This is a genomic window from Xanthomonas euroxanthea, from assembly GCF_903989455.1.
Classification (GTDB): domain Bacteria; phylum Pseudomonadota; class Gammaproteobacteria; order Xanthomonadales; family Xanthomonadaceae; genus Xanthomonas; species Xanthomonas euroxanthea.
Map to the genome: position 1 here is coordinate 2,198,585 of NZ_LR861803.1, position 17,395 is coordinate 2,215,979.

The following is a 17,395-nucleotide window of genomic DNA, read 5'->3' on the forward strand; positions in this document are numbered from 1 at the left end:
CGGCGCAGGCCGGGGTGCCTAGCGTGGCGCCAATACCCCGCTGCCTTTGACTCAGCGAGGGCTTGCCAGCTCCCGGCGCCACAACTGCAGCCCGATCACGCTGCCGATCACGGCCAGCAGAATCATGTAATACGCCGGTCCCATCGGGTGCTGCTTGAGCAGCATCACCACCACCAACGGGGTCAGGCCACCAAACACCGCATAGCCCAGGTTGTAAGCGAATGACACGCCGGACAGGCGCACCACCGGCGGAAACGCCTCGACCATGACGCGCGGGACCGCGCCCAGGACGCCGAGCGCCGCGCCCATCAGGGCATATAGCGGAAACAGCAACTGCGGATCGCCGGCCAGCCGATAGAACAGCCAGGCGCTGGCGCCCAGGAATACGCTGCCGGCAAGCAGCACGCGTCCATTGCCGTAGCGATCGGACAAGGCGCCGGCCACGATCGAGCCGGCCGCCTGCAGCAGGACCGCAAGCAGATTGGCCTGCAAGGCGACCGCTGCCGGGTAGTGGTACGCGCTCTGCAGCAGCGTCGGCGTCATCAACGACACCACCAGCACCCCGGCTGCCACCATCCAGGTCAGCCACAACGACAGCGCCACACTGCGTGGATGATCGCGCAGCACCACCTTGAGCGGCGTTTCGCGCGCCAGGGCACGCATCGCCATCAACTCGGCGAACACCGGTGTTTCGTGCAGCCAACGCCGCAGATACACCGAAAGCAGGCCGAAGATGCCGCCGGCCAGAAACGGCAGGCGCCAGGCGCCTTCGGCGATTTCCTGCGGTGTGAAGGCGCGATTGATCGCCCCCGCACTGAGCGAGCCGAGCAACACGCCGGCTGCCAGGCCGGCCGTCAAGGTCCCGCACGCCAGTCCCCTGCGCTGTGCAGGCACGTGTTCTGCGACGAAGACCCATGCACTGGGGACTTCGCCGCCGATGGCCGCGCCCTGCAGCAACCGCATCGTCAGCAGCAGTAAGGGGGCGGCCAGGCCGATCTGCGCGTAGGTCGGCAGCACGCCGATGGCCAGCGTCGGCAACGCCATCAGCCCGATGCTCAGCGCGAACATGCGCTTGCGACCGAGCAAATCGCCGAAGTGCGCCATCACCATCCCGCCCAGCGGGCGGATCAGGTACCCGGCTGCAAAGATGCCGAAGGTCTGCAACTGCCGCATCCACTCCGGAATGCCCGGCGGGAAGAACAGCTCCCCCAGCACCGTGGCGAAGAAAATGAAAATGATGAAGTCGTAGAATTCCAGCGCGCCGCCCAGTGCGGACAAGGCCAGCGTCTTGTAATCACCGCGTGTGAGCTGGCTTGCTGGTGCGGTGCCTGTTGCTGGACGGGTCTTCAAGGCATGACATCCTGTGGCAGGTGATCGCGCACGCGCGCGTGCTGGAGCCGCGGGGTGTGAGGCACCCATGCCATCGCTGCGGCAATGCGCAGCTTGCACGTTTGCACGCAACGGCGGGGCGGACGCACTTCGGGAAAGGCGCGCTGGCTGCGCCTTTGGTGGCGGTCAGTCGCGCACACTTGCGTGCGCGGCCGCTTCGGCATGCAGGGCGGTGGTGTCGAACAACGGCAACTGTGCATCGCTGCTGTCCACCAGCAGCGAAATCTCGGTACAGCCCAGGATGATCGCTTGCGCACCCTCCTGGCCGAGGTCGGCCATGACCTGACGAAAATAGCCGCGCGACGCCGGCCGGATGATGCCCTGGCAGAGTTCGTCGTAGATCACCCGATGCAGCTGCGCGCGTACGTCGGCCGGCGGTACCAGCACCTGCAGGCCACGCGTAGCCAGGCGCTCGCGATAGAACGGCTGTTCCATGGTGAAACGCGTGCCGAGCAGCCCGACCCGGGTGACGCCCGCCGCAATCAGCGCCTCGGCCGTGGCATCGGCGATATGCAGCAATGGCAGCGGCGTGGCGGAGGTGATCGCATCGGCAACGCAATGCATGGTGTTGGTGCACAGCACCAGGAAGTCGGCGCCACCGGCATGCAGCGCGCGCGCCGCTGCCGCCATCGCCTGGCCGGCGCCGTCCCAGTCGCCGGCGTGTTGCAGGCGCTCGATCTCATGGAAATTGACGCTGTACAGCAAGACCTTGGCCGAGTGCAGGCCGCCGCAGGCATGGCGCACCCGCTGGTTGATGATGCGGTAGTAGGGCAGGGTGGATTCCCAGCTCATGCCGCCGATCAGGCCGATGGTTTTGCTTGGAACCGGCATACCGACCTCACCTTGGAACAGTCAACGAATGTGCGTACGCATCGCCCTTCGATGCCCGGGGAGCGCGTATCGGCGAAGTGTACGTCGGCAGCGTCGCCACGCCATCGCGCGTGTCGGTCAGGCCGCCTGCGGACGATCGATCACTCGCCCGGTTTTGCGCCTTCCAGCGGCGCATGCGTGGCGGCGCGGCGTGCCAGCACGCTTTCACGATGCGCGATGTAGACGTTGGCACTGATGATGATGGCCGCACCGACCAGGGTATGGTGTTCGATCGCCTCGCCGAACAGCCACCAGCCCAGCAGCGCCACCAGCGGCAGCTGCATGAAGCTGATCGGCTGCAGTGCGGAGACTTCGCCCAGCTTGAGCGCGCGCGTCCAGAACAGCTGCCCGGCGGTACCGAAGATGCCGGTCGCCGCCAGCCAGAGCCAGTCGATACCGTGCGGCCAGGTCCACTGGAACAGTGCCGGAATCAGCGACATCGGCACCCAGAACACATAGGTGTAGAACACCACGGTGTCCGAGTCGTCGCTGCGCGAGAGCTGCTTGATCTGGATCGCCACCACGGCGCTGATCACCGCTGCCAGCAGCGCAATCAGCAGCCCGGGCGTAAAGGTGGACGAGCCCGGCCGCAGGATCACCAGCACGCCGATGAATCCGGCCGCCACCGCCAGCCAGCGCCGCAGGCGCACCTGTTCGCGCAGCCACACCACGGCAAGGACGGTGACGAACAACGGGGTGGAGTACGACAGCGAGATCGCCTGCGACAACGGCAGGTGGCCGATCGCCCAGAACCCGCACAGCATCGAGGCCAGGCCGATCAGGGTGCGTGCCAGATATTGCGGTAACTGCCGCGTGCGCGGCAGCGCCTTGCCGGGGCGCAGGATCAGCGGCAACAGGGCCAGCAGCCCGAACGCATTGCGAAAGAACGCGATCTCGGTGGTGGCGATCGTGCTTGACGCCAGCCGGATGCAGATGGCCATCAGGCCAAAGGCGAAGGTACTGGTGAGCATCCACAGCGCGGCACGTCGCGACGCCTGCGCTGCGGTCACCAATGCGCTCCGATGATGCGTGGCTCCGGCTCCAGGATCACCGAATAACGCTCGCGCACCGACTCGGCGATGCGCCGCGCAACATCCAGCAGTTGCGCACCGCTGGCAGTGCCGTAGTTGACCAGCACCAGCGCGTGGTCCGGCGATACCCCGGCATCGCCCTCGCGCCGGCCTTTCCAGCCGCACTGTTCGATCAACCAGGCCGCCGACAACTTGCCCTGGCCGGGCTGTTCGCCGGGATACACCGGCATGTCGGCGAATGTGGCCTGCAACGCGGCGATCTGCTCGCTGGGCAGCAACGGATTCTTGAAGAAGCTGCCGGCATTGCCGAGCACATCCGGGTCCGGCAGCTTGCGCCGACGGATATTGATCACCGCCTGCGCCACATCGGCGGCACCGGCCAGTTCGGCGCCCATGCTGGCCAGTTCCTCGCGGATGCCGGCATAGTCCAGCCGCAACTCATGCAGCAGCGGCAGATTGAATTCCACCGCGACGATCAGGTAACGCTCCGGCTGCTGCTTGAATACGCTGTCGCGATAGGCAAAGGCGCACTCGGCCGCAGTCAGTCGCACGAATTGCTGTGCCTGCAGGTCGAAGGCATCCACCACATGGATGAAGTCGCCCACCTGCGCGCCGTATGCGCCGATGTTCTGGATCGGGCAGGCGCCGACCGTGCCAGGAATCAAGGCCAGGTTCTCCAGCCCCGACAACCCCTGCTGCAGCGAATACAACACCAGCGCATGCCAGTTGACGCCGGCACCGGCGCGCACGATGGCATGGTCGGCGTGGTGCGCGATGATGGCGATGTCGCGGTTTTCGAAACACAGCACGCAGCCCGGCGGGTCGCCGGCCAGCAGCACGTTGCTGCCGCTGCCCAACACCAGCAGTGGTTGCCCGGCGATCTCCGGTGCCGCCAGCGCCTGCGGCAGTGCATCGGGTGCGTGGATGCCCAGCAACCAGCGTGCCGTGGCCTCCACATGGAAGGTGTTGAGCGCGCGCAGTGGCGCGTGCTCGCTCAAGCGCCAGCCGGCCTGCGCTGCAGCGCTCATAACGGCGACACCGCACCGCCGCTGGGCGCCTCGCGGCGGCGGCGGATCGCATTGACGCATTCGCCGATCAGCGGCGGCCCGCGATAGACCAAGCCGCTGTAGCACTGCACCAGGGTCGCGCCGGCCGCCATCTTGGCCACCGCGTCGGCACCGGAGTTGATGCCGCCCACGCCGATCAACGGAATCGACTCGGGCAGGCGGGCGCGCAAGCGGCGCAGCACCAGCGTGGACTGCCCCAGCAGCGGTGCACCCGACAGGCCGCCAGCCTCGCCAGCCAGCGGATGATTGGCGATCAAGGTGCGCGTCACCGTGGTGTTGGTGGCGATCACGCCATCCACCGCCAGGTCGGCCAGCACGCGCGCGGCCGCATCGATGTCGCGGTCGTTGAGGTCCGGCGCCACCTTCACCAGCATCGGCACGCGCTTGCCGTGTTGCGCGGCCAGGGCTTCCTGGGTTTCGCGCAGGTCGGCGATCAGCCGACGCAGCGCCTGTTCTTCCTGCAGTTCGCGCAAGCCGGCGGTGTTGGGCGAGGAGATGTTGACGGTGATGTAGTCGGCCAGCGGGTAGACGCGCTCCATGCAATAGCGGTAATCGCTGGTTGCCTCTTCGTTGGGCGTGTCCTTGTTCTTGCCGATGTTGATGCCGAGCAGGCCGCCGCGACGACGCGCGCGTTGCACGTTGGCCACCAGCACATCCACGCCCAGGTTGTTGAAGCCCATACGGTTGATCACCGCCTGGTACTCCGGCAAGCGGAACATGCGCGGCTTGGGATTGCCCTCCTGCGGCCGCGGGGTCACCGTGCCGATCTCGACAAACCCAAAGCCAAGCGCAAGCAGCGCATCGATGTGCTCGCCGTTCTTGTCCAGGCCGGCACCGAGACCGACCGGGTTGGGAAACATCAGCCCGAAGGCCGGTGTCGGCAGCGGCTCCGGGCGCCTGGCCAGCAGCGACGCGGTACCGGTGCGGTCGGCAACATCGATGGAGCGCAATGCCAGCGCATGGGCGCGCTCGGCGTCGAGGGAAAACAGCAGGGGGCGGGCAAGCGAATACATGTGGGTCAGTTCAATCCCCCGGCGAACACCCGGGTCTGGTATTGGAAGTCGATCAGCCCGTCGCGCGCGTGCGCATCGAACAGCGTGCGCAGCGCGGCGAGCATCGGGACATGACGCGGGTCATGCGCCAGCGGCGCATATGACGAAGACAACAGCCGGCCACGCAAGGCATCGAAGTCCAGCCGTTGCACGTTGGGAAAGCGTGCCATCGCGCGGAAGCCGTCGCCGAACCAGGCCTGCATGGTGGCATCGTCCTGATAGCGCTCGGCCACGGCCGAATAGTCGGTGCCGTAGTCCAGCAGCAGTTGTTCGTAGCCGCGCAGGAAGTCGGTGGTGTCCAGTTCGCGGCTGTTCCAGTAGATCACCGCCAGCCCGCCGGGCTGCAGGATGCGCGCCCATTCGGCGCGCACCGCCCGAACGTCGAACCAGTGGAAGGCCTGTGCTACGGACACCAATCCGACACTGGCAGCGGCCAGCCCGGTGGCCTCGGCGGTGCCGTCGACCGCGCGGAAGGTGGGGAACTCCGCCAGCCACTGTTGCGCGGCTTCGCGCATGGCCGGGTTGGGTTCCACCGCCGTGACCGGATAGCCGGCCTCCAGGAACAGCCGGCTGGAGATGCCGGTGCCGGCACCGATATCGGCCACCGTGGTGGCCGGCGTCACGCCCAGCTCTTCGTGCAGCCAGCGCAGCAGTTGTGGCGGATAGCTTGGCCGGTAGCGCACATAGGCCGCGACGCGGTCGTTGAAGCGTTGGGCGGAGGAGGGCGCGGCCATGCTCAACTGTTGGCGGCCGCAAGCCAGGCCAGGCCGCCGAAGAACAGGATGAAGATCGCCACCCCTGCCACCCAGAGCGCAACCGCCAACCAGCCAAGAATCAGCCCGCCGATGGCCAGCCCGTCGCCGTCCAGCCCCTGCGGATTGCGGCGGATTTCCGCGCGCGCCATGTGGCCGGTGATGATGGCGCAGAGGCTGCCGAGGAACGGGATCAGCGTCCAGCCGAGAATGCCCGAGACCAGGCTGACGATGGCCATGGCGCTGGTCTGTCGAACGACGACGTTCATCATGAACTCCTGAAGTGGCGGCAGCCGACGGCTGGCGTGGCCCGATTATCCCAGAGCCGCCGCCCGAATGGCGTGCCATCTGCGGCCAAACGCGATCGCGTGGTCGGGTTTGACGCGAACGGGCGGGGCTGGATGTCTGCTCGCCCCCAGCATCGGACTGAGCGGCGAGGGAAACCTTGGACGCCCAGATGATGCGCAGGTGCGACTCACGGCTGTGACCACGGCATCGGGGCCACGCCGCCGGGAGCGTGGATGCCGGGCGCGGACGCACCGGAGCAGCCATGGTCCGGCACGCATGCGACAGCGCGCCGGCGCGATGCCCGGCGCGCCTGCACACGTCGATCAGAGATCGAACTTGATGCCCTGTGCCAGCGGCAGCGAGTCGGAGTAGTTGATCGTATTGGTCTGGCGACGCATATAGACCTTCCACGCATCCGAGCCGGATTCGCGGCCACCGCCGGTCTCCTTCTCGCCACCGAACGCACCGCCGATCTCCGCACCGGAGGTGCCGATGTTGACGTTGGCGATGCCGCAGTCGCTGCCGGCCGCCGACAGGAACTTCTCGGCCGCCTTCAGGTTCTGGGTGAAGATCGACGACGACAGGCCCTGCGGCACGCCGTTCTGCAGCTCGATCGCCTCGTCCAGCGTGCTGTACTTCATCACGTACAGGATCGGCGCGAAGGTCTCGTGCTGCACCACCGCGTCGCTGTTCTGCAGCCCGGTGACGATCGCCGGCAGCACGAAGTTGCCAGGGCGATCGATCGCGGTGCCGCCCACTTCGACCGTGCCGCCGGCCGCCTTGGCCTTGGCGATCGAGGCCAGGAACTGCTCCACCGCGCCCTGGCTGTTGAGCGGGCCCATCAGGTTGGCCGGGTTGGTGGGGTCGCCGATCTTGCTGTCGAGCTGCTTGTACGCCTTGACCAGCGTGGCCAGCACGTTGTCGTAGATGGATTCATGCACGATCAGGCGGCGCGTGGTGGTGCAGCGCTGCCCGGCGGTGCCCACCGCGCCGAACACGATGCCGGGGATGGCCAGCTTCAGGTCGGCGGTTTCGTCCAGGATGATGGCGTTGTTGCCGCCCAGTTCCAGCAGGCAACGGCCCAGGCGGCGCGCGACCTTTTCCGCAACCACGCGGCCGATCTGGGTCGACCCGGTGAAGCTGATCAGCGGGATGCGGCTGTCCTCGACCAGCTTCTCGGACAGGGAGGTGCCGGCGTCGTTGATCAGGAAGAAGATGTCCGGGAAGCCGGCGTCCTTGAGCGCCGCATTGCAGATCTTCATCGTCGCGATCGCGGTCAGCGGGGTCTTGTTGGACGGCTTCCAGATGCAGATATCGCCGCAGATCGCGGCCAGGAACGCATTCCACGCCCACACCGCCACCGGGAAGTTGAACGCGCTGATGATCCCCACCAGGCCCAGCGGCTGATACTGCTCGTACATGCGGTGGCCGGGACGCTCCGAATGCATGGTGTAGCCGTACAGCATGCGGCTCTGGCCCACTGCAAAGTCGGCGATGTCGATCATCTCCTGCACCTCGCCATCGCCCTCGGGCTTGCTCTTGCCCATTTCCAGCGCCACCAGCGAGCCCAGCGCATCCTTGTGCGCGCGCAGCGCCTCGCCACACAGGCGGACGGCTTCCCCACGGCGCGGCGCTGGCGTGGTCCGCCAGACCTTGAAGGCGGCCTGCGCACGCTGGACGATCAGCTCGTAATCCTCCGGCGTGGTCGCCTGCACATCGGCGATCACCGCATTGGTGGTCGGATTGAGCGGCTGCAGCACCCCGGCGCCGGTCGCCTGCGACCAGGTCGCCTCGCCAAGATAAGTACCGGAATTGGACGCGGCGAGGTCGAGCGCCTTGAGCAGGTCAGCGGACATGGGATCTCCAAAGGTCGGGACGGTCGCGCGGCAGCCAGGGCCGTCGCGACACGGGTAGCCGCCGATTTTAGCAGGCTCCGCCAACCACCCACCGGCTTGGCAATCGCAACGATCGTGCGACAATGCCCGCCTTGGCCCCGTAGCTCAGCTGGATAGAGCGTCCCCCTCCTAAGGGGAAGGTCGCCCGTTCGAATCGGGCCGGGGTCACCAGGAAGCAACAAGCCAAGCCCTGCGCGCGGGAAGCTCGTACGGCTTGAGCATACGCAGGCCGATAACGTGGCCAAAGCGGCTGCCGCGCGTCTTCCCCTCGCCGTGTCCCCTCTGCGCCAGGCACGGCGCGGCGATCGCATCCTGCACGTCGCCCGCGACGAGGCTTCCGAGAGGCTGCTGGAGGTCTAGTGAGCGTGGCGCTTGGCCCTCTCGCTCGCCGTAGCCGGTCTGCACCAGCGTCGGCGCGATCAGCCTAAGCGCGTGCACTGCACCTGCAGGGAGCTCGTCGCCGCCGCCAGCGGTGATCCGTCCGCACCGGCTCGGTGACCGGGCACCCGTCGATACCGCCACGGAACTTGGCCAGCACTGGCGCTACCGTCGAGAAGCGGCCTCCCTTCACGCCAGCGCAGATCGTACGCGCGGGCTCCTCGGCACGCATGGTGCGCTGAATACCCGCGTTCGAGTGCTTGGTGATGAAGGGGACCAGCTCCGGCGCAACCAGTATCGGCTCGCCGCGGTGCCATGCGGTGATCGTTGGCGCCACTCCACGCGGTAGCCCTTCGACTCCAGCGCGCCTCGAACTGGCGCCAGCTGCGGCCGCTGTGGCGCTTGCTCGGCACCAACTGCTGATTCGTTATTGGCACCTGCTCACTGCGTTCGGCTGCTCATGCCCGTAAAGCAGTCCAGCATGTCCTGGACATCGCCTCGTCTGCCGAAGCACGGACGACTGCAATTACAGGGCAGGCGCCCCTTCTGCAGGCTAGTCCCTCCGGCCTAGTTCGCCGCACGTGCTGAAAGCAAGTCACCATGTTTGTCGCGATGATTTCTGTCGCGACGAATGTGACGACGACTGCATCCAGGTTCCGAATGCCTGGCGAGCTCATGCGAAACGCCTGTTCACCGACACCAGTCTTGCCGCCAGCATCGGCTCGTCAAATTGGCGGAGGGCTCGTGCCAGCCGAACGTGGGGACGGCTGGCTGCTGGTCTGCGACATCGATAGCTGGGTAGATGTTTATCTAGTGCAGTTCAAGTCATTTGTTACTATCGCGTTAGCTATAGGGGTGCGGCCCCATGCCGCAATGGAAGCAACAGGGGAATGGAATGAAGAAGCTACTCGCCGCTGTGATCGTAATCGCGGCGCTTTCTGGCTGTGCGGCCAATCCGCCGCTCAACTTCTCAGTGCCGGGCGTAGGGGTCAGCAGCAAGAAGCTCGATGCTGAGCTGAAGTCGCTCACGGTCACGTTGGCCCGGCCGGACGAGGCAAAGGGCAAGGTGCCGCCCGAGGCGCAGCATGAAATACCGGACATGTGGGAGAACGCGCTCACTGAGGCGCTCAACCGAATGGCGATCTTCCGCGACGACGCGCCACGTAAGCTGAGCTTGTCGGTCAAGATCCTGGCGATCGACATACCGTCGTTCGGCGCATCCATGACCACCAAGACCATCGCGCGCTACGAGCTGATCGATCGAGCCAACGGCAGCATCGTCTACACCCAGGACGTGAGCGCTTCGGGCACTGTGCCGGCAGGCTATGCGTTCGCCGGCGTGATCCGCGCTCGCGAGTCTATCAATCGCTCTGCCCAGAACAACATTGCGCTGTTCCTGCAGGCGTTGGAAACGGTCGACGTCAGCAAGCCGATGTTCCCGAGCAGCCAGGCGACCCCGTGAAGTCTCTCATCGTCGCGGCCATCCTCACGGCCGCAGTGGCTGGGTGCGCACCTAATGTGCGCACCGACAGCTACTCGGTGGGTTCGGTTGGCCAAGTCAACCGAACCGTAGCAGGCACGGTGATCAGTGCGCGCGCTGTTTCGATCGATGGCACACAGGGTGGCGGCGCCGCGGCGGGCGCGGCTGTGGGCGGCATTGCTGGCTCATCGATGGGGGGCAGCGGTCGGGCCAACGCAGTCGGAGCGGTTGGCGGACTGGTCGTCGGCGCCATCGTCGGTGCTGCAGCTGAGCGTTCGGCGGCGCGAGCGGAGGGCATGGAGTACGTCGTCCAGACCGAAAACGGATCACTGATGACGGTAGTGCAGGGTGCAACACCCGCATTTGTGGCAGGCGCCCGCGTGCTGGTTCTGTACGGCTCGCCGTCCAGGCTGATCGCCGATCCTCGCAACTGATCGGCAGCGCCAGACCCCGCAAAAGCATAGATGGGCCAGTGCGGACCTACTCGCGTCGGAAAAACCTTCGAAAATTTTAGTTTAGGGCTGACTCATGGAACTGATCTACTTCGCAGCTGCGATCTTCGGCCTGGTGCTGTCGGTGTTGTGGCTGCTGGTGCCGTTTGCTGTCTTTGGCATCAAGCCGCTACTGGGACAACTGCTGGCGGAGCAGCGCAAGACGAACACTGCACTAGCGACAATGTCGCAGCAGCTGCACTTTATTGCTCAGCGTCTGGATGATGCGGGGCAACCGACGTTGCAAGTCGTGCAGCCTCTGAAAGGTGAACTGCCAAGGTAGGACCTAGCAGCCCGAACGATCTAAGCACGCGTAGCTAGACACCCCCGCAAAGCAAAAACCCCGCCAGAGTGGGGTTCGATCTTTAGGGCGATCGCGTACTTCTTCGTCACTTGACTCCTCGTAGCAATGGGGGTAATGCCGGCGAAATCTCCACTGTACGATGCGCCTGTTCATCAGGCGCAGGGATGTTGCACGAACTGCAAGAACCACTCACCCGCGCCGTACCACCCGCACCCCCACCGGCCGCGCAAACTTGTCCATCGCCACCGACGAGATGCGGCTATGGCGTAGCAGGCTGCCGAGCTGTTCGGGGACGCCCAGGCGTTGATCGACTTCCGGTTCGAGCACGGTGGGGCGGCGCTTGCGCCGGTCGGCCTTGGCGAAGCGGATGCGGTTGTACTCGGCCCAGCCGACGGTGGTGATGGCGCTCATCAGTGCGATCACCGGCAGGGCGCCCAGCGCGAACGGGTCCAGGGCGTTGTGCTTGAGATACAGCTCTGTGTAGGCGCTGCGCAGGCCGAAGAACCAGGCGATCAGCGTTGCCAGTGGTGCCCACAGATAGAAATAGACCATCCAGGCGCCGGCGGTGGCGGCGCCGTAGGCGAGGCGGCGCGAGCGGCCGAGGCGTTGTGGCAGGTTGATGATGGGCGGTGTCATTGGATTCCTCGGTCGGGGCTTTTCCAGCGGGCGCGTTTGCTGCGACGTGCGAGCAGGGCGCGGGGGAAGGCGATGACGGCAGTGAGCATGCCGATCATCCAGAAGGCGACCGGATACCAGATCACCCAGAAGAACTGGCGCGCCAGGCCTTTTTCGTAGCGGCGTTCGATCACCAGGCTGGTGGCGAACTGCATCAGGCACACCACCGCCAGCACCAGGCCGTGCCAGCGCGGCAGGATGGTGTCGACGTACAGCGCAGGCGGCAGCGGGATGACCTTGCCAAGCAGCCACAGCACGATGATGAAGAGCATGGTGTAGGCCCAGGCCAGGCTGAGCGCGTATTCCAGCAACACGCCCCACATGCGTCGGCTGCGCCAGGACAGCACGCGGCGGCCATGGCTCAGCAGCACTTCCACGCCACCGCGTGCCCAGCGCAGGCGCTGCATCCACAGGCCACGGAAGGTCTCCGGCATCAGGATCCAGCACAGCGCGTTGGGCTCGTAGCGGATATCCCAGTCGTCCAGCTGCAGACGCCAGGAGATGTCGATGTCTTCGGTGACCATGTTGTCGGACCAGAAGCCGACGTGGTGCAGCGCCGAGCGGCGAAACGCGCAGATCACGCCCGACACGGTGAACAGGCGCCCGTAGACGCGCTGCGCACGTTTGATCAGGCCCACGATGGCGGAAAATTCGCCCACCTGCATGCGGCCCATCAGCGTGGTGCGGTTGCGCACGCGCGGATTGCCGGTGACACCGCCGACGCGCGGGCCAGAGATCAGGTGGCCCACCATCCAGCGCGTGGCATTCGGGTCCAGGATGGCGTCGGCATCCACGCACACCAGATAGTCCGAGCGCGATGCCAGCGTGCCGACCCGCAGTGCGTTGGCCTTGCCGTGGTTCTGCTCCAGGTGCACCACGCGCAGGCGCGGATGCTGGTGCGTGAGATCGTCGAGCGCCTCGGCCGTGTTGTCGCTGCTGCCATCGTTGATGGCGATGATCTCGAAATCCGGATAGTTCTGCGCGCTCATCGCGGCGATGGTTTCGCCGACATGCTTGGCCTCGTTGTAGCAGGGCACCAGCAGCGATACGAACGGCTCGCTGGCCAACGGTGGCGGCGACGAGGGGCCGGGCGTGCCGCGTTCGCGTCGCAGGTAGTAGTACGTGCCTCCGATCATCCAGAAGAACGCCATGATGATGGGATAGAAAAACGCGAAGTTGAACAGGGCGCCCAACAGGAGGCTGGTCGTCATCGGCTACCGCTCGATATATGGGAATTGCCGAGCCGACATGGCCTCGCGCGCTTCGGGAAGAGACGGGTGGCCGCCGATGAAGTCGTCGGGGTAGTACGCCAGATGGCGCACGCCCGCAGCCAGGAGCAACTTGCTGTGTGCGAGCAGCACACCGTCAGGCAATGGCTTGCCGGTGCGCCAGTCCACGGTCTGCAGTTCGAAAATGGTGTTCTCCAAACCATGCGGCTGCTGGCCGACACGCTGTGCCAGCTGCTGCAGCCACTGCTGCGGATCGTTGGCCTGCTCCATGTACGGCATCGCCATCAGCGCGGTGTAGTCGTAGGCCGAAGCAAAGGCGTCCAGGCGCTGCGCAAACCAGGCTTCGCTGTGCGGCTCCAGCACTGGCTGCGCGAACAGGTTGCGCACCGTCACCAGCTTGGGTCGCCAGCGTTCGGCGGCTGCCTTCAACTCATGGGTGAAACCGATCAGCTGCTGCGTGCGCCTGGTCGGGTCGCCATTGCCGTAGGCAGGCACTTCGTCGTCGCGCAGATAGGCATCGTCATGGAACAGCAGGCCTTCGAAGTAGGTGTTGGCGGCCAGGTCTTCGTAGATGTCGGCGACCAGCTGCTGCGTGCGCGGATTGCCCGGATCCAGGCGCGGCACATCCTTGGCGTCCTTGCCGCGAATCTGCAGCGCCGCCTGCTGCTGTGCATCGGGCAGATGGAAGCCCAGCACCGGCAGCCAGGCGAACACGCGCACGCCGGCACGGGTACGCAGCTGCCAGGCCACACGCCCGAACAGGTCCGCACGCATCGGCAGATGGCGGTTGGGGAAATACAACGCATCGGCGGCGCCATCGCCGTCCGGGTCGGCGAAGGCCTGCAGGAACACATGGCTGGGGCCGATGTCCTTGACCCGCTGGACCAGGATGTCCAGGTTGCGTGCCAGCTGCGTCGGGTCCGGGTCGTAGACGTAGTCCAGATCGATCTGGATCGCGCGCAGGCCATCGCGCGACAGATCGCGTCGCAGTTCGCCGGCCAGGTCGCGCACATCGGGATTGTTGAACAGCAACAGGCGGCCGAGGCTGGCCAGCGATTGCCCGTCCACGCGGTCGCGGCCCTGCTGGCCGATATCGGCTTCGTGCGAGCGGCCTTCCAGGTCGAAGCTCAGCGTCATGCCCAGTTGCGCGGCAATGGCGTTGCTGGCGCGGTTGTAGGCGGCATACGGCCACACCATGGCGCGCGACGGTGTGCCCAGATGCGCCACGATGGCGTCGCGGCTATGGCGCAGATCGGTCTGGATGCGCTGGCGATACTCCGCTTCGCTCTCGTAGCCCTTGCCTGCATCCCAGCGCCGGGTGACCGCCGCCGGGGTCTGATTGCCGAACGGGTTGCCCGCGATGCCCTTGTGCAGATCGTCGCTGTGCGAGCCGATTTCGACCAGGCCGCTGTCCTGCATCTCGCGCAGCTGCGCCCAGGTGACGAAATCCTCGTGGGTGAAATCGCGATGGCCGTAGGGCACCACCTGGCCGGCGGGCAATTCGACCCAGCTGGTGACGGGTGCGACCAGCGCGGGATAGCCGTAGGCCTGCAATAACGGGAACACACGCGTGTAGACGCTGCGCAAGCCGTCGTCGAAGGTCAGCAACACCGGCCTGGAGGGCAGGGCACGCTTGCCGGCACGTGCATCCAGCACCTGCTGCACGCTCACCGGGTGATAGGCATGCGAGCGCAGCCAGTCCAGATGTGCGGCGAAGTTGCTGGTGGACACCGCATAACGATCGGGATCGCCCTTGGCGGCGACATCGTCGCGAACATCGTGGTAGCTGAGCACCAGCAGGCCCGCCTGCGCCGACGACGCGAACGTCATCAGCAACAAGGCGACCAGCAGCAGCGGCAGGCGGATCAAGGCGTACCTCCCCATCGGAAATCCAGGTCGAATCCAAGTTGTTGTTCGCGCTGGCCGTCGTAGACCGGGCGCGACCAGCTCACGCCGTAGCTGAGCGCACTGCCGTCGCCCAGCGACCACAGGTGCCGGTAGGCCGCGCCGGGCACCCACTGGCTACCGAAGCCGGACTGATAGGTCGGCCCGACCGTGACCTCCAGTCGCTGCCGGAAGGCGTAGTCGTAGCGACGCCAGCCGATCTGATCGATGCGCACGCCGGCGGCCACCGCAGAGTTGCGGCGCGGATTGAAGTAATTGACGGCGCGGTCGTCTTCGGCGCGTCCGGCCGAAGCGGCGAACAGGCCATCGAGCAGCAGGTGCGGGCTGGCCCACAGGCGCTGGCTGCCCGAAAGATCGAGTTGATCGCGCCGATTGCCGTCGCTGTAACGCAATTGGCGTGCCTGCAGTTCCCAACGGCTTTCGTCGTTGGGTGTCCAGCGCAGGGCCGCGCCGATACTGTCGCCGGTGATGCCGAAGCGGCGGGCCTGCAATGAGGCTTCCGGATCGCGCGTGCGCCAGGCGACGCTGCCGTACCAGGCATCGGAAAAACGCCAGCCGGCATCCAGTGCCCAGGCGGTGCCATCGCGATCGAAGTCGTCGAGCGCCCGTCCGCCGTACGCACTGACATCCAGGCGGTCGTAGTGATAGTGCGTTCCCAGCCAGAAGCTGCGATAGCGCACACGCGTGTCCTGGAAGTCGGCCCAGTCGTCGCGTGCACGCAAACCCACACGCCAGCCTTCGCCGAGAAATGGCGATTCGGCTTCCAGCAACGTACTACCGAAGTCGTTGCCCAGCGGCGAGGTGCTGTTGGTCAGGGTGTCGTTGTCGCTGCGTCCGCGTGCATGGCTCAGATGCACCTGCCAGCCGCGTTGACGTTCCAGCGAAGCGCCAAGCCGTTGCAGGCCGGCGTCATCCGGATATTCCTTGCGCAACGGGGCAAATGTCGCATCGGCCAGGTCCAGGCAATCCAGATCGCGCTGCGCCTCGACCACTCCACTGCGCGCCTGTTTTTGATGCGGATCCAGCGTCAATGCCACCGCGTTACGCTGCAGCGCTTTGCCGGGGTGCCCGCGACGGAATTCGATCGAGGCCAGTGCCGCCTGCAGTTCCGCGTTGTCGGGGCCGATGGCCACGCGCTCGCGCAGCAGGCGGTCCGCGCCGCGATTGTCATTGGCGGCCGAGCGCGCGGTGGCCAGGGCGATATCTGCGCTGAAGCGATCCCAGTTTTCGTAGCCGCTGTTCGCACCGTTGCGACGCGGCCAGGGTGCCTGCGTGGCCGCGAGCGTTTCGAACAGTGGCATTGCCAGATCGAAGCGTTCCTGCTCCAGCAGGGCGTAGCCCAGCAACAGCCGGGTATTGAAGTCGTCCGGGGTGTGCTGCAAGGCTTGCCGCAGCACGGCCTCGGCCTCGGCCGGGCGGCGCAGGCCCATCAGCGAATCGCCGACCGTCGGCAGCACATACGCGGGAACGTCGATGCCTTCTGCTCTCAAGGCCTGGTAGCTGGCCACCACGTCGCGATGTCGCTGACGCTGGTTGAGTGCGGCCAGGCCATCGACACGCAGCCGCGTGGCTTCCCACCTCGACGTCGGCGGTGATTCGCGTTCGATGCGGGCGATGTTGACCAGGGCCTGGTCGGTCTCCGCGTAGCGGTGCACGGCATCGATGGGCTCGGCGCTGGCCCACCCGATCATGCGGGCGACGCGGTCGTTTTCGATGCGCTCGCGCTCCTGCTGCGAGAACCAGTCCGGATGCCGCCATACGGCCTCTGCCGCAAGCTGCGCACTGCCAAGATCGCTCAGCGTGATCGCGCGCATGGTGTAGGCGCCACGATCCCTTGGGTTCGCACGCAACACGCGCTCGTAAATGGCCAAGGCATCCGCATACCGCTGCTGGCTGCGTAACTGCTCGGCCTGCCGCATGGGAGTGGGGGCGATGGAGGCGTCAGTCACCGCGTTCGGCCGCACTTCACCACTGTGCGCTTGGGGCACACATGCGGCAATCAAAGCAAGGCTGAGCAGAGGGGTGAATGGGCCTGAGCGGTCAGGACAACCGCGACGCACGTGGTTGCAAGAGCTGGGGGAGGAGGCAGTGCATTAGCGATCCGGGCGTATGACGACCGGCGATACTGCGTATGCCTATGTAAAGTCTACGTCGTCAAGAAATTGACGCGACCTTCATCGGATGAGCTCGTTTGAAATGAGAATTGCGTCTCAATTTAACCGAGTACGGGTTAGTCGACCGGACTTGTGAGACCTCCACTGGAACTGTCGAGCCTGTTTACTGAAGTACGGCCCTGCCTAGAACCCATCGAATTTCAACGTTGGAAGGTAATTCGATATGGCAGTAAAAGTTATCGCCTCACTTCTACTTTAGCGCTGAGATGTCGGACGTATCCGGAACTAGGCTCGACGTAATTGGCTAGGCAAACGGAGAAGTAGGGCTCCTCGGTCCCTTTTATGTGATTTGCATCACATAATCGGGCGAGTCGGGTTTTTCTTACAGGGTGATCCCTACACGGCGCGTTGACCGATTTTTAACGTTCCGTCACAGTTGCGCCGAATTCGTTGTGCTGAAGAACTACGGCGCCGT

Annotated in this window: 15 protein-coding genes and 1 tRNA gene; 4 read left to right on the top strand and 12 right to left on the bottom strand. The window is 65.6% G+C overall.

What is annotated here, in order from left to right; genetic code table 11:
- Positions 1-51: 51 nt before the first annotated feature.
- The 8 genes from H7A86_RS09440 to amaB form a co-directional block, all read right to left on the bottom strand.
- Positions 52-1,350, bottom strand: a complete 1,299-nt coding sequence (locus tag H7A86_RS09440) for an MFS transporter (RefSeq protein WP_119132085.1) — start codon at positions 1,348-1,350, stop codon at positions 52-54.
- Between the two features lie 165 nt (positions 1,351-1,515).
- A complete protein-coding gene (locus H7A86_RS09445; RefSeq protein ID WP_119132084.1) occupies positions 1,516-2,220 on the bottom strand; it encodes an aspartate/glutamate racemase family protein in 705 nt (234 codons plus the stop codon).
- Positions 2,221-2,360: 140 nt separating this feature from the next.
- Positions 2,361-3,272: a DMT family transporter gene (locus H7A86_RS09450; RefSeq protein ID WP_104585321.1), complete on the bottom strand. Its 912-nt coding sequence runs from the start codon at positions 3,270-3,272 to the stop codon at positions 2,361-2,363.
- A complete protein-coding gene (gene murB, locus H7A86_RS09455) occupies positions 3,266-4,318 on the bottom strand; it encodes a UDP-N-acetylmuramate dehydrogenase (RefSeq protein WP_115676810.1) in 1,053 nt (350 codons plus the stop codon). The genes H7A86_RS09450 and murB overlap by 7 nt, the downstream gene beginning before the upstream one ends.
- Positions 4,315-5,370, bottom strand: coding sequence for a quinone-dependent dihydroorotate dehydrogenase (locus H7A86_RS09460; RefSeq protein ID WP_119132083.1), 1,056 nt, complete (start codon positions 5,368-5,370; stop codon positions 4,315-4,317). Before H7A86_RS09460 ends, murB begins: the two co-directional genes overlap by 4 nt.
- Before the next feature lie 5 nt (positions 5,371-5,375).
- Complete coding sequence (locus H7A86_RS09465) at positions 5,376-6,143, bottom strand: class I SAM-dependent methyltransferase (protein ID WP_180708099.1); 768 nt, start codon at positions 6,141-6,143, stop codon at positions 5,376-5,378.
- Positions 6,144-6,145: 2 nt separating this feature from the next.
- Entirely contained in the window at positions 6,146-6,430 is a 285-nt protein-coding gene (locus H7A86_RS09470) for a DUF4190 domain-containing protein (RefSeq protein WP_104648608.1), read from the bottom strand.
- A 342-nt stretch (positions 6,431-6,772) separates the two neighbouring features.
- Positions 6,773-8,305 (bottom strand): L-piperidine-6-carboxylate dehydrogenase, encoded by a 1,533-nt coding sequence (amaB, locus tag H7A86_RS09475; protein ID WP_119132081.1) that lies wholly within the window; start codon positions 8,303-8,305, stop codon positions 6,773-6,775.
- 133 nt (positions 8,306-8,438) lie between these two features.
- Here amaB and H7A86_RS09480 point away from each other — a divergent pair.
- The 4 genes from H7A86_RS09480 to H7A86_RS09495 all read left to right on the top strand — a co-directional run bounded on the left by H7A86_RS09480 (position 8,439) and on the right by H7A86_RS09495 (position 10,976).
- Positions 8,439-8,515 (top strand) — tRNA-Arg (locus H7A86_RS09480).
- A 1,102-nt stretch (positions 8,516-9,617) separates the two neighbouring features.
- On the top strand, positions 9,618-10,184 hold the full coding sequence (locus tag H7A86_RS09485; RefSeq protein WP_104648610.1) for a UDP-N-acetylglucosamine acyltransferase: 567 nt from the start codon (positions 9,618-9,620) through the stop codon (positions 10,182-10,184).
- Positions 10,181-10,636 (top strand): outer membrane lipoprotein, encoded by a 456-nt coding sequence (locus H7A86_RS09490; RefSeq protein WP_119132079.1) that lies wholly within the window; start codon positions 10,181-10,183, stop codon positions 10,634-10,636. Before H7A86_RS09485 ends, H7A86_RS09490 begins: the two co-directional genes overlap by 4 nt.
- A 94-nt stretch (positions 10,637-10,730) precedes the next feature.
- Positions 10,731-10,976, top strand: a complete 246-nt coding sequence (locus H7A86_RS09495) for a hypothetical protein (RefSeq protein WP_119132078.1) — start codon at positions 10,731-10,733, stop codon at positions 10,974-10,976.
- A gap of 210 nt (positions 10,977-11,186) precedes the next feature.
- Here the strand turns inward: H7A86_RS09495 and pgaD are convergent, their stop codons facing one another.
- From pgaD to H7A86_RS09515, 4 genes are read right to left on the bottom strand one after another with little or no spacing between them, the layout of a single operon-like run.
- Positions 11,187-11,633, bottom strand: coding sequence for a poly-beta-1,6-N-acetyl-D-glucosamine biosynthesis protein PgaD (pgaD, locus tag H7A86_RS09500; RefSeq protein WP_104585335.1), 447 nt, complete (start codon positions 11,631-11,633; stop codon positions 11,187-11,189).
- Positions 11,630-12,883 (bottom strand): poly-beta-1,6-N-acetyl-D-glucosamine synthase, encoded by a 1,254-nt coding sequence (gene pgaC, locus H7A86_RS09505; protein ID WP_104585337.1) that lies wholly within the window; start codon positions 12,881-12,883, stop codon positions 11,630-11,632. Before pgaC ends, pgaD begins: the two co-directional genes overlap by 4 nt.
- Before the next feature lie 3 nt (positions 12,884-12,886).
- A complete protein-coding gene (pgaB, locus tag H7A86_RS09510) occupies positions 12,887-14,785 on the bottom strand; it encodes a poly-beta-1,6-N-acetyl-D-glucosamine N-deacetylase PgaB (protein ID WP_119132077.1) in 1,899 nt (632 codons plus the stop codon).
- Positions 14,767-16,725 carry a tetratricopeptide repeat protein gene (locus H7A86_RS09515; protein ID WP_119132076.1) on the bottom strand — a complete coding sequence of 653 codons (1,959 nt, stop codon included), beginning with the start codon at positions 16,723-16,725 and terminating at the stop codon, positions 14,767-14,769. Before H7A86_RS09515 ends, pgaB begins: the two co-directional genes overlap by 19 nt.
- Positions 16,726-17,395: the final 670 nt, after the last annotated feature.

Excerpts from the sequence above, each read along its gene's own strand:
- H7A86_RS09515 (WP_119132076.1), bottom strand. The coding sequence starts at position 16,725 with ATGCGGCAGGCCGAGCAGTTACGCAGCCAGCAGCGGTATGCGGATGCC.
- H7A86_RS09460 (WP_119132083.1), bottom strand. The coding sequence starts at position 5,370 with ATGTATTCGCTTGCCCGCCCCCTGCTGTTTTCCCTCGACGCCGAGCGC.
- H7A86_RS09465 (WP_180708099.1), bottom strand. The coding sequence starts at position 6,143 with ATGGCCGCGCCCTCCTCCGCCCAACGCTTCAACGACCGCGTCGCGGCC.
- amaB (WP_119132081.1), bottom strand. The coding sequence starts at position 8,305 with ATGTCCGCTGACCTGCTCAAGGCGCTCGACCTCGCCGCGTCCAATTCC.
- H7A86_RS09485 (WP_104648610.1), top strand. The coding sequence starts at position 9,618 with ATGAAGAAGCTACTCGCCGCTGTGATCGTAATCGCGGCGCTTTCTGGC.
- pgaD (WP_104585335.1), bottom strand. The coding sequence starts at position 11,633 with ATGACACCGCCCATCATCAACCTGCCACAACGCCTCGGCCGCTCGCGC.
- H7A86_RS09445 (WP_119132084.1), bottom strand. The coding sequence starts at position 2,220 with ATGCCGGTTCCAAGCAAAACCATCGGCCTGATCGGCGGCATGAGCTGG.
- H7A86_RS09470 (WP_104648608.1), bottom strand. The coding sequence starts at position 6,430 with ATGAACGTCGTCGTTCGACAGACCAGCGCCATGGCCATCGTCAGCCTG.
- murB (WP_115676810.1), bottom strand. The coding sequence starts at position 4,318 with ATGAGCGCTGCAGCGCAGGCCGGCTGGCGCTTGAGCGAGCACGCGCCA.
- H7A86_RS09495 (WP_119132078.1), top strand. The coding sequence starts at position 10,731 with ATGGAACTGATCTACTTCGCAGCTGCGATCTTCGGCCTGGTGCTGTCG.
- pgaB (WP_119132077.1), bottom strand. The coding sequence starts at position 14,785 with ATGGGGAGGTACGCCTTGATCCGCCTGCCGCTGCTGCTGGTCGCCTTG.
- pgaC (WP_104585337.1), bottom strand. The coding sequence starts at position 12,883 with ATGACGACCAGCCTCCTGTTGGGCGCCCTGTTCAACTTCGCGTTTTTC.